This window comes from Paenibacillus woosongensis, from assembly GCF_030122845.1.
Taxonomy (GTDB): domain Bacteria; phylum Bacillota; class Bacilli; order Paenibacillales; family Paenibacillaceae; genus Fontibacillus; species Fontibacillus woosongensis_A.
Window position 1 is genome coordinate 3000879 of sequence record NZ_CP126084.1, and the last position, 11583, is coordinate 3012461.

Annotated in this window: 10 protein-coding genes; 3 read left to right on the forward strand and 7 right to left on the reverse strand. The window is 50.7% G+C overall.

The features are described 5' to 3' along the window. Both QNH46_RS13700 and QNH46_RS13705 read right to left on the reverse strand, forming a co-directional pair. The gene (locus QNH46_RS13700) at window positions 1-834 is read right to left on the reverse strand and encodes an FAD binding domain-containing protein (protein WP_283924816.1); all 834 of its coding nucleotides are present in this window, start codon (window positions 832-834) and stop codon (window positions 1-3) included. Further along, window positions 821-3166, reverse strand: a complete 2346-nt coding sequence (locus tag QNH46_RS13705) for a xanthine dehydrogenase family protein molybdopterin-binding subunit (RefSeq protein WP_283924817.1) — start codon at window positions 3164-3166, stop codon at window positions 821-823. Before QNH46_RS13705 ends, QNH46_RS13700 begins: the two co-directional genes overlap by 14 nt. A 167-nt stretch (window positions 3167-3333) precedes the next feature. On the opposite strand from QNH46_RS13705, the gene QNH46_RS13710 reads away from it, so the two are divergent. Beyond that, window positions 3334-4050, forward strand: coding sequence for a DUF6199 family natural product biosynthesis protein (locus QNH46_RS13710; RefSeq protein WP_283924818.1), 717 nt, complete (start codon window positions 3334-3336; stop codon window positions 4048-4050). 202 nt (window positions 4051-4252) lie between these two features. Here the strand turns inward: QNH46_RS13710 and QNH46_RS13715 are convergent, their stop codons facing one another. From QNH46_RS13715 to QNH46_RS13730, 4 genes are all read right to left on the reverse strand, one after another. Beyond that, window positions 4253-4834: a hypothetical protein gene (locus QNH46_RS13715; protein ID WP_283924819.1), complete on the reverse strand. Its 582-nt coding sequence runs from the start codon at window positions 4832-4834 to the stop codon at window positions 4253-4255. Window positions 4835-5001: 167 nt separating this feature from the next. Further along, window positions 5002-6492 (reverse strand): protein adenylyltransferase SelO, encoded by a 1491-nt coding sequence (locus tag QNH46_RS13720; RefSeq protein ID WP_283924820.1) that lies wholly within the window; start codon window positions 6490-6492, stop codon window positions 5002-5004. 233 nt (window positions 6493-6725) lie between these two features. Beyond that, window positions 6726-7889: a nucleotide disphospho-sugar-binding domain-containing protein gene (locus tag QNH46_RS13725; protein WP_283924821.1), complete on the reverse strand. Its 1164-nt coding sequence runs from the start codon at window positions 7887-7889 to the stop codon at window positions 6726-6728. A 156-nt stretch (window positions 7890-8045) separates the two neighbouring features. Continuing rightward, a complete protein-coding gene (locus QNH46_RS13730; protein ID WP_283924822.1) occupies window positions 8046-9353 on the reverse strand; it encodes an MDR family MFS transporter in 1308 nt (435 codons plus the stop codon). 73 nt (window positions 9354-9426) lie between these two features. Here QNH46_RS13730 and QNH46_RS13735 point away from each other — a divergent pair, with 73 nt between their 5' ends. Together QNH46_RS13735 and QNH46_RS13740 are read left to right on the forward strand one after the other, a co-directional pair. Further along, window positions 9427-9678 carry a type 2 periplasmic-binding domain-containing protein gene (locus tag QNH46_RS13735; protein WP_283924823.1) on the forward strand — a complete coding sequence of 84 codons (252 nt, stop codon included), beginning with the start codon at window positions 9427-9429 and terminating at the stop codon, window positions 9676-9678. A 78-nt stretch (window positions 9679-9756) separates the two neighbouring features. Continuing rightward, the gene (locus QNH46_RS13740; protein ID WP_283924824.1) at window positions 9757-10641 is read left to right on the forward strand and encodes an AraC family transcriptional regulator; all 885 of its coding nucleotides are present in this window, start codon (window positions 9757-9759) and stop codon (window positions 10639-10641) included. A 714-nt stretch (window positions 10642-11355) separates the two neighbouring features. Here the strand turns inward: QNH46_RS13740 and QNH46_RS13745 are convergent. After that, on the reverse strand, window positions 11356-11532 hold the full coding sequence (locus tag QNH46_RS13745; protein WP_283924825.1) for a hypothetical protein: 177 nt from the start codon (window positions 11530-11532) through the stop codon (window positions 11356-11358). Window positions 11533-11583 lie beyond the last annotated feature (51 nt).

Genomic DNA, 11583 nt, shown 5'->3' on the forward strand with positions numbered 1-11583 from the left:
TCACCTTCTTTCCAGTGTATGTACCGCATCAGCCATCGTCTGCTTCAATACAAATTCCCGGTACGCGGGTGAACCCTCCACATTATCCAGTAATGGTGCAGGAAGATGGCCGATGGCCAGTTCAATTCTTGCCGCAAGCGGTAAGGATGAATCGTTCAGCGCCTCATCGATTTCCGCGGATCGAAAAGGGAATGCGCACACACCGCTGTAGGCGGTGCGAATCTCATGATTTATCCTAAACGCAGCTAATGTAACGAGCGGGTAGCCGACATGGCCAATCTCCCGTTTTTTGAAATACGCAAATGGCAGTGATATATAGTCGCGGTCGATTTGAACCTGGACAATAAACTCTCCGCCCGCAAGCCTCAGTTCTTGGTTGAAGACCTGATGAATAGAAGTCACTCTGATCCCGTGAGTTCCTGCTATAACCATCCGGCCATTCGCTAACAGCAGGGGAAGAACGGCCTCCCGATAATGAATTCTGCCGCTAATGTTGCCTCCGAGCGTGATTTTATTCCGGGCGGTTTGGTCAGCGACTCCCTGTGCCGCTCTACTAAGCAGCGGAAACGGGTTGGCTTCGGACAAAGCCGATAACGTCACACACGCACCAATAATCAGCATATCCTTCTGCATCGCGAGTACGTTGCACTCTGGAATGGACTTCAAATCGATAACAGCTCCCGGTTGAATAGAGTTGGCTCGGGCAAAGGTAATGATTTCCGTCCCTCCCGCATAATACAGGGGCCTCTTCCCTTGTTCGTGCAGATGCTGATATAAATCGACAGCCATCTGAATGGTAGAAGGATGGTAGTATTCAAAATCAAACGGAATCATGAATTGTCCTCCAAATCATCTCCGGCGTCAGGGGCAGCTGATGAAGCTCTACGCCAGCAGCTGCTGACAAGCTGTTCGCCAATGCTGCAGGCATGCCAATCAAGCCATGCTCACCGATTCCGCGCAATCCATAGGGCGCTTCCAGATGAGGCGTCTCGACGAAATCCACGATATACTCGGGCTGTTCTCCATAGCGAATGAGCTTGTAAGTTCGGAACTGGCGATTCAAGATGGACCCGTTTGGGTTGAAGCGAAATGCCTCCCGGCTGGCAAGGCTTAACCCCATACTCATGCCGCCCGTAACCTGAGCACGGGCAAAACCCGGGTTGATGACCCGGCCGGCATCGATGACCGTTGCTGCTTTAACGATCCTGTAAGTGTAATCCCTTGTATTCAACTCTACTTCAACGGCCTGTGCGCCTACCGTCCACTCTGGTCCAGGATTCCCTCTGCCGGTCATAGGGTCTAATAAGGTCAGATTACGCATCGCGTAGCTTCCGCGTCCGATAACCTGGCTTCCGATCGTGTTCCCGTTCGGGAAGGTGTATCCGTTGGCAATTTGTCCGATGGCTATACCCCTCTCGGGACAGGATCGAATGAAGACTCTGCCCCCGCCGACATCCAGGTCTGCGGGTGAACATTGAAGTACAATAGAAGCCAAATTTTTTAACTGCATGATTGCATCGTCAGCGGCCTGCAAAATCGCATTCCCCACCAAAAAGGTGCTCCGGCTAGCGACCGTCTTCCATAGCTCGGGGTCTTTATCGGTGTTTATGTCCATAGAAATATGTATCATCCGATCATCCATGCGGAATCGTTCCGCCAATATTTGCGTAAGAGCCGTCCTGGTGCCTTGACCGATTTCCACAGCACCGCATAGCAGATGAATGCTTCCGTCCGCGCTAAATTTGATCATAGCCCCCGCCCCGGCATGGGTTGGCGTATTTGAATTTTTCCAGAAGCAGCATATCCCTTTCGCCCTGATGAGGTGGCCGTTTACTTCAATTTTAGGGCGGTCGTCCCAATGGATCAGCGTTTTCAATTTGGCAATGCACGCTGGTAAATCGCCGATATTGCTTCTATCCAGCAGGGTTTGCGTCGGGGTTGTATCTCCCGGTCCGATGGCATTCATATAACGAAGCTCTAGAGGATCCATATTTAATCGATCCGCCATCATATCCATAGCCCTCTCCATAGCGAACGTCAGCTCCGGATGTCCGAAGCCGCGAAAGGAAGTGGAATAGGGATGATTCGTATACATGCATAAGGAATCGCACTGGACGTTATCGATACGGTAAGGCCCTGTGCAATCGGTGGCTCCGGCACGGCTCATAATCGGCCCCCGGTCCGAATAGGCCCCGCCGTCAAACAGATGCAGAATTTCTACGGCCGTTATTTTCCCTTCCCGGGTGCAGCCAAGTTGGATTGTCGATTCCAATCCGATATGAACCGGGGAGGAGACCATATCCAGCTCCCTGGAATTTGCCATTTTGACAGCTCTTCCGCCAACGGCAAGCGAAGCCAAATAAGCGAGATATTCTAACTGAACTGCCGATTTGCCGCCATAGCTTCCTCCTACCAGCGGAGTGTGAACGGTGACTTCGTGAAGCGGAATATGAAAGTAGCGGCTAATATCCTTTTGGATCACATAAGGGGATTGCGAAGCGGAATGGATGCTGACTTTGCCGCCGGGCTTAATTTCTGCTATACTGCATCGCACTTCCATCGCGGCATGATCCGATTGAGGCAATCGGACCTGAACCGTAACGATATGATCACTATTCCTCCAACCTTCCTCCATATTCCCTTTGCGGATTCTTGTCCGGTTCGCAATATTCGTGCCCGGCTCCGGGTAGACCTGTTCGCTTCTTTCATATGTGGCCAGATGCTCATGAAGGAGCGGTGCGCCGATCTGCAAAGCTTCGCTTGGACTAAAGACAGCAGGCAAAACCTCATAATCCACTTGAATTTGAAGCGCAGCCATCTCGGCAGTGTACTCTTCTTCCGCGACCACCAGACCAACAGGCTCGCCAAAATATCTTACTTTGTCCATTGCGAGAGGCGGCCTGTCTGCCAAAGGGGACCCGGTCAATACCGGGTAATATTCACCGGTTATGACGGCTTTTACACCTGGTATCCTCCAGGCTTTCGACGTATCTATCGATTTAATTTTCGCGTGGGCATGGGGGCTAACGGCTATTTTGGCATGCAAAAGCCCCGGTCTCGAAAAATCATTAACATAGCGGGCTGCCCCGGTAATCTTCTCGCCTGTTTCCCTTCTGGGAACGCTTGTTCCAAACGAATGCCCGATCTTCGCCCCCTCCTTTTGCAAATCAATCTTCCTAATGTATATGTACAGTTACGCTTATTATTGTTATATAAGTTTACATAGCGGAACAAATGCTCAGGTATCGCTGTCGAATCACCTCATTGATGCAACCTAAGGTTCTCTTCTTGCGTAACATAATTATTACAGGCTCAGAAAGAGAGAGATATCTCATGAACAATTCGGTTTCACTCAGACGAATAAAGGTCTCCACCCTGTTAGCGATCGCTGGCATCCTGCTCTTTTTCATGTTAGTCGTTCCTTTTTTCCATTCCTATTTCAGCCAATCCGTGTTCTATTTCGAGCAGTATAAGTATAAACAAGCCCACGAGCAAGATCATGTTACCGAATATCGGAGCTTGTCCGGGCCCCTAATCAAAGTACATAAGGAAGGCAGTAATCGTAAAGTCACTATCAATAATGAAGAGTATGCCATTCGTAAGCTAGGGGATCCGTTTAATATCAAGTATGAAGTGGCTTATCCAAACGGGAAGCTGTTCGAGGTCAATGACTACAGCGGTCTTCTTGTGAGTTATGATGAGAATGGAGACTGGTTTGTTCAAATCACCGCCTTTGACTCCAACGGACAAAAAATTTTGCCAAAAGGCGAAGTTGAACTCCTTAATCCCAGCGGGCTTGTCACCGCTGCTTATTCGGAATACCACGAGAAGCAAGGCGAGCCGGTCTTCTTTGTTTTTTCCATCCTCTTGTTGATTTACGGATGGTGCGGATATCGATATGAGAAGTTTCAGAACTTCCTTTTCAAAATGTCGTTCTACTGGCTTTGGGTCAAAGAGGCTGAACCAAGTGATTTCCATTATTTCATGTGTAAAGTGGGCGGAATAGCGGCAATGATCCTGTCCGTCGTCTCATTCTTTAAATCCCTATAACAATAGCCGGGTCAATTCGACCCGGCTGCTCATTTTCATCTGCATCTGCTCAAAATGCGATTACCATAATCGGAGAACGCTTCTCCTTCATCCATTGCGCCAAAATATCGGATTCATCAGATACGCCCCCTTCTCGGAAACAGCCAAATGGCCAAGCCGGCTGCAGCCAAAGCGAAAGTGCCCAGCTTGATCAGCGGTAGGGTCAGGCTTGAATTTCCCGGCCAATTTGGGCGCGTTCTTCCTGCCGGGCCAGTTCCTCATCGGAAGCGACGCGCCGCTTCATTTTGCGGTATTCGCTTAGCAAGGCTTCGTTTCGCGCCTCCGCCTCCTCTCCCCGCTTCCAGCTCATGCGAAAGACAATCAGCCCCGCCGCAAGCATGACCGCATACAAAGCAAGATAGACGGGAGGCAAAGATGGATATTGTGCCACTGCAGGAGCCATGGCGCTTAGAACAGTTACAACGCCTGCGAACCAGGCATGTGCCTGCGGCAGTCTGAAAACAGCCTTCCCTGCCAGCAGGGTGAACACTAGGATCGTGTAAGGATTTGCTGTGCCTGAAGACTCTGGCCATAACACGACACTTGCTGCAATTGATGCTGCGCTCAGATTGATCGTCAGCAGGAGCGGTTTCGCCCGCAGAAGCGGAGAAATAAAATAAGCCGCAAAGAAAATGGCGCTGCCCATCAATCTTGGAGCGAGCATCGCCGCATTCGAAGCTGCTTCCATAAGGGTGGAAACCCATGCCGCGCCTAACAAAGCCAACCAAATCCAATATGTACGCATTAACTGCTCCTAATTCAAGTGATAATTAATTTAAGTTTAGCATACCGGCCTTCGAAAACAGAAGATGAAATCTAAACGAAGCACAGCAAAAAAAAGGGCTTGCCATCAAGCCCCTTTCTGCCGCTATTCGCTTCACTACCTGAGTCTTGAACAATCTATAATTGTTCTCACGTGCCGCAGTAGGTTCGATACGGGCGCTGTGATGGCTCCGGCAGCTTACAATATTCCGCCTGCTCTTCCGTATGCGCAAAAGGATCCGCGAGTGCGCCGAGCAGCCGCTCCATCACACTGTAATCTCCGTCCTTCTCTGCGGCTTCAAGCGCCTCTTCCACCCGATGATTACGCGGGATGACCGCAGGATTGCTGCTGCGCATAAGCTGCTGCGAAGCTTCCTGCGTTTCCTCCTGCCTCCCTAGTCGTTCCCTCCACTGCTGAAGCCATGGCTCGAATGCCTCGTCCTCAGCCAAGGATATGTCCTGCCACCGCTCAAAGGTTAATGCAAGGAACGTATTCGTGTAGTCTGCGCGGTGTTTGTGCATCAGCTTAAGAAGCTCTTTAATGAGCGTTTCATCCTCCGGCTCCGCGTTGTACAGCCCGAGCTTCGCCCGCATCCCTGCCAGCCAGTAGCCGTGAAACTGTTCGGTGAATCCGGCAATGGCCTCTTCCGCCAGCTTAAGCGCCTGCTCCTCGTCTTCATGCAGCAGCGGGAGCAGGGCTTCGGCAAATCTCGCCAGGTTCCATGCGCCGATATAGGGCTGATTTCCGTAGGCATAGCGGCCCTGACTGTCGATAGAGCTGAAGACGGTCGCCGGATCATACGCATCCATGAAGGCGCATGGCCCATAGTCAATCGTCTCTCCGCTGATCGTCATGTTGTCGGTATTCATCACCCCGTGAATGAAACCAACCAGCTGCCACTTCGCGATCAGTTCAGCCTGGCGGCGAATAACCTGCCGAAGCAGAGCCAGATAGCGATTCCCGCCTGCCGCCGTATCCTCTTCTGCTTCGGGATAATGCCTCTCTAACGCATAATCAGCCAGCGCATGCAGCTCCTCGCCCACTCCCCGCTGCGCGGCATATTGAAACGTGCCGACGCGCAAATGACTGGACGCGATGCGGGTCAATATCGCGCCGGTCTGCTCCGACTCGCGCATGACGGTCTGTCCCGTCGTTACCACCGCGAGGCTGCGTGTCGTCGGGATGCCAAGCGCATGCATCGCTTCGCTGATAATATACTCGCGCAGCATGGGGCCGAGCACCGCGCGGCCGTCTCCGCCGCGGGAATATGGCGTCCGGCCCGAGCCTTTCAGCTGAATATCCACCCGCCGCCCTTGCGGCGTGATCTGTTCGCCGATCAGCACAGCCCGGCCGTCGCCCAGCATCGTGAAATAGCCGAATTGATGCCCGGCATAAGCCTGAGCGAGCGGCAAAGCTCCTTCGGGTATCTCATTGCCGGCGAACACGGCCGCGCCTTCGCTGCCTTGCAGCAATTGGGCATTCAACCCAAGTGATGCCGCAAGCGGTTCGTTAAACACGGCCAGTTTAGGTTTGCGCACGGGCACCGGTTTTTGCAAGGTATAAAATATTTCAGGAAGCCGAGCGTAGCTGTTATCCAATTTCCATCCTGCTTCTGCAATTGTTGTTTTATTCTCTGTCATCGTATCTCCACTTTTCACGTTAGTTGTTGTATTCTAGCCGCTCCGGATAAGAAGGATTACCCGTATAGTATGCTCTGTAAATCCTTGCTTCATTATTTATATCTTACTTTAAGAGCATCCAAAAGAACACGATATTCCGCATCTTCTGTTGAAATATCCTACTACATTATCGTCCAGCAATTACCAAACTGTTATATTATCGACCGAAATAAAAACAAGCCCTTGCGGGCTGGTTAATTCTGCTCAGTCACTGAATTCAACAACTGCTCTCGCCGTATCTGAGCAGAAAAGTACCGCTGAATCACATCCGCGCCCCGCTGGCTTCCCCCGCCATGATGCAGGATCGACTGCATGGAGCGTACGCTTTCGCGAATTGCGGAATCCGCGAGAATCTCCTCGGCCTTCGCGAGAAGCAGGTCTGGCGTAATCGTTTGTAATTCCAGCTTTCTGCCTAGGTCCAGCTCCTCGGCCCGGGCGGCTACAAGCGGTTGATCGGAGCTTTGCGGCACCATCAGAAGGGGAACGCCATACCACAGCGACTCCATCACCGAGTTCATACCGCCATGAGAGATAAACAGATCGGCATGCTGCAGCACTTTTAATTGAGGGACAAATGGATAGACGAGAAAATTATCAGGAACCTGCTGTGGCCGCGTCTGGGAGACCATAACTACTTTCCAGCGGCTGCCCGCAAAAGCTTCCATGCAAAGTTCATAAAATTGAGGATTATTAATAATGCTGCCAAGCGAAATATAGATCGTGGGATGCCCGGCAATCTCTTCGAGCGGAAAGTCCTGATCCGCCGCCTCCCTGTCGACGATAGTCGGGCCGATAAATTCAAACCCTTCTCCTAAATACGCCGAGTCCGGCTGGAACTTCCTTGGAATCGGAGCGAGCATTAGCGGCTCCCGCTTCAGGAACATATTCGTGATGATTTCCGGGATATCTCCGTCAAACAACCGGGAAAAATAGTCGAATACCGGAGAGTCGGCCGTAACGGCAATCCCTGAGAAGAACAGCGCTCGCGGCAGTTCAAGCCGCTCCGCCGCTGCGCGTCCCCACAGACACATCGGATCGCATACGACGCCGTCAGCCTGCTCCTGCTGCACCTGCTCCAGCAGCTCGGAAGCTAACGCTACATGCCGGTTCAGATTATCTACATAAAAATCCGCATTTCGAAGTGAAGCCGCCAAAGGCTTCTTATCCAGTTCCTCCATGAAGAAGCCGAATTCCCGGCCAACGAGGCGAAGCTCGGCACCAATGCCCTCCAATTTTCCCGCAAACTCCTCTGTGGTGTAATACACGATCTGCTCCCCGCGGCGAACGAGCTCCTCCGCTACAGATAATGTAGGATTAATGTGGCCATGATACGGCAGCATGAAGAACAACAGCTTCATTCCTGATCCTTCTCCTCTCCAAATTAGCTTTTATCTTTATAAACCAATGGTATGCAGTAAATGTTGTATTTTTCATGTTTATTTTCCTCATTTTGGTTTTTTACACAATAAAAGACCCTCACAGCCTTATGAACAAGCTGCAAGGGTTGATGAGCTTTAAGCATTCGCTTTTCTTTTTCTCAATAAGAGTGAGAGTGGTACGGCAAAAATAAGAACGGCGGTTGCTGCAAGGAACGTGTCGTTCGAGCCATAAAGAAAAGCGGCCTGTTTCAAGGCTTCGCCGACTTTCTCTCCGCGGAGCTCCGCAAGATGAGCTCCTGTTCTGACCGCCAGAATCGAGCTGAATATGGCTATGGCGAGCGCCGCAACGGCTTGGCGCAGCCAGTTCGAGATCGATGTTGCCGAACCGACATGCTCTGCCGGAATATGGCTCATGGAAATATTCGTCACCGGAGAAGTTGCGAGGCCTACCCCGATGTAACGCAGAATCATCCAAATCATCACGTATCCGATGGAGGAGTGCATCGTGAGCCGGCTGAATTCCCAGGAAGCAATGCAGAGCAGCAGGACGCCGGCCAGTACGAACCATACCGGGTCGAATTTACCATACAGCTTGCCCGTAGCCATCGTCACCAGAATCATAATGATCGCCCCCGGAAGCATGATTAACCCGCTCGTGAAGGAGGAAGCTCCCTGTGCTTCCTCCAGGAATAAAGGAATGAGAAACACGCTGGAATAAAGTCCTACCGAAATGAGGCAATTCAATATCGTGCCCATCGCATATTTCGGATATTGAAATACGCGGATGTTCAGCAGCGGCTCCTTCGCGCTCAGCTCCCTCCAAATGAAGGCGGCAATGCCAGCAAGGCCTGCCAGCAATAAAGCGAGAGACGGAGCGGAGAACCATCCGAGATCGCTTCCTTTGGTAAAATACATCAGCAGGGAGACATTTCCAACCACCACGGTGACCAATCCCCAGGCATCCAAGGTTACGCCAGCCGAACCCTTGCGGTCAGGCAGGCAAAGCGCAGCGCTCAGAATAGCTATGAAGCCTACAGGCACATTCGCATAAAACAGCGCCTCCCACCCCCAAGCATTGGTGATTAAACCACCCAAAGTTGGTCCAATGGCCGGAGCGACCATAACGGATACCGTCCAGAGGCTGATCGCCATCGACTGCTTTTCCTTCGATACGGATTGATAAATAATCGTCATCGTGGAAATTTGAATCATTCCTGCGCAGAGGCCTTGGATCACCCGGAATGCGATCAGCGATCCGATATTCCAAGAGAGGCCGCATAGCGTGGAAGAAATCGTCAAACCGATCAATGATGCGAGGTACAGTTTTTTGTAACCTGCCTTGGCCCCCAGAAAGCCAACCACAGGGGCAATCGTACCGATCGCCAGCATAAAACCCGTGACAATCCATTGCACGGAATTAATATTCGTATGCAAATCCTTCATGATCGAAGGAAGGGCAATGTTCACGGTGCCCTAATTCACGAAGGCCAGAAAGTTCCCTAAAAATACGGCCCCTTTGAACATTCTTTTTTACAGCTCCAATTCAGAAGTCATTAAGAAGACGGTTGCCGAGGGGCTTGCCATCAGATTGTTATCCGGCTACAGCTTAAATGATGATCCCTACGTGGAGAGCGGCCGCATCATCCCTGTGCATTTAAGCGACAATCAAGTTGTCTCCGACCTCTATTTCGGCTGCCTGGTATCCGAGCAGAACCCCCGTTATGCCGTCATTCAAAGACTGCTGGATGATTATACGCTCCTCAAATAACCCTGTAAAATCCGTGCAGGAAATGTCGGGAAAGCCATCTCCCATAACTGCTAAAGTAAGGATCAAGGAGGTCATCACATGGATTTGCTTACAAGCATGAATGACGCAATGAAGTACATCGAAGAACATCTGGCCGAAGATATCGACTTTAAAGAAGTCGCAAAGCGCGCAGCCTGCTCGGAATATCATTTCAAGCGAATGTTTTCCTTCCTTGCAGGCGTACCGTTGTCGGAATACATCCGCCGGAGACGGCTCACTTCCGCAGCATTCGAGCTTCAAGACGGCGAAGCGAGGGTAATCGATGTGGCGTTGAAATACGGGTACAGCTCACCGGATGCTTTTACACGCGCTTTTCAGAGCCTGCATGGCAACACGCCGTCTGAAGCTAGGCTGAACGGCCATGCTCTCAAAGCTTATCCGCGCATGACCTTCCAACTAACCATTCAAGGAGGAAGCGAAATGAACTACCGTATAGTAGACAAAGAGGCTTTTAGCATTGTCGGCCTGATGAAACGCGTCCCGATCGTATTCCAAGGTGTCAATCCGGAAATTGCGTCCATGTGGGAAAGCCTGGATGCTGGGTTGATCGGGCAGCTGAAAGCCCTGTCCAACATGGAGCCAGGCGGCCTGATCAGCGCATCTGTGAACTTCTCGGAGGGAAGGATGGAGGAAAGAGGAGAACTGGATCATTACATCGGCGTGGCTACAACCCAGACATGTCCGGATCATCTGGCACAGCTAGTAGTCCCGGCCTCGACATGGGCGGTGTTCGAAGCGGTCGGGCCGTTTCCAGATACGCTTCAGCATGTGTGGGGGCGCATATATTCGGAGTGGTTCCCCTCGTCAAGCTATGAGCTCGCCCCAGGTCCGGAAATATTGTGGAACGAAAGTAAAGACGTTTCATCGCAGGCGTACAGAAGCGAAATATGGATTCCTGTACTGAAAAAGCAGCTGCCTAAATAATTGTCCATGAAACTACGGCCCCCTTCCCTATTATGTGCAAACAACCGACTCAAAATTTCCAAGCAGTTCGTTAGCCACTCAATTCTCGTCAGGGCTCGTTTCTATCCTCTCAATAACACGAGTCATAGGGTGAACCGAAATATATATGTTTGGATCAATAAGCATCTAAGTACTCGTTTCTAGTAGTTTTAGTTTATCAAATGGATTTATAGTAGTTAGATTCTGCGGCAATGAAAGGAACGTAGATTTAAATGGATTTCATGTTGTTAGAAGAATGAGGATGGCCCATATTAGGCTGGATTCTTGATTTTAGGTGCATAGGATCCATCTAATCCCCTAAAGTATGCGTTTAGAGCATAGTTAGATACACGAATTCCATTTAGTGTACGGCAGGCTAGTGTAGGAAGCTTTGTGGCCGATAGTTTAGTATCCGACAGGTTAATGCAGCACAGCTTAGTACCCGATAGCTTAGTGTACGACAGTTTGTGGTACGACAGTTTGGTGTACGACAGTTTGGTGTACGACAGCTAGTATTAAGAAGAGCTAATGAACGGGATCCAGACAAGGGAGGCAATGGATTCAGCCAAAACGGAAAGCATTCAGAAAGAAAGGGGCTATCCCGCAAGTCAACTTGATCACTTGTGGGACAGCCCCTTGTTCAATGCATCCACACTTCGATAATCTTAACTCCCAAGCACTTGTTACGTCTTGCACTTAAGCGATATACCCTTTATCCTTCAAAGCCTCATAAGCCGCGTTCTCTTGCTCCTCTTTGATTTGATACTCCAGGGTTCCTTCGACGATTTTGGCGCAGCGTCCGCCAAAAGGCTTCAGGGACTCTTTGATTTCCTTCAAATCAGCCGCTTCTCGTAATGGATAACTAACTTTCATACGCAATCCACCTCCTATAGAAGGGATAACAAAATATGAGGGACTGCGCTA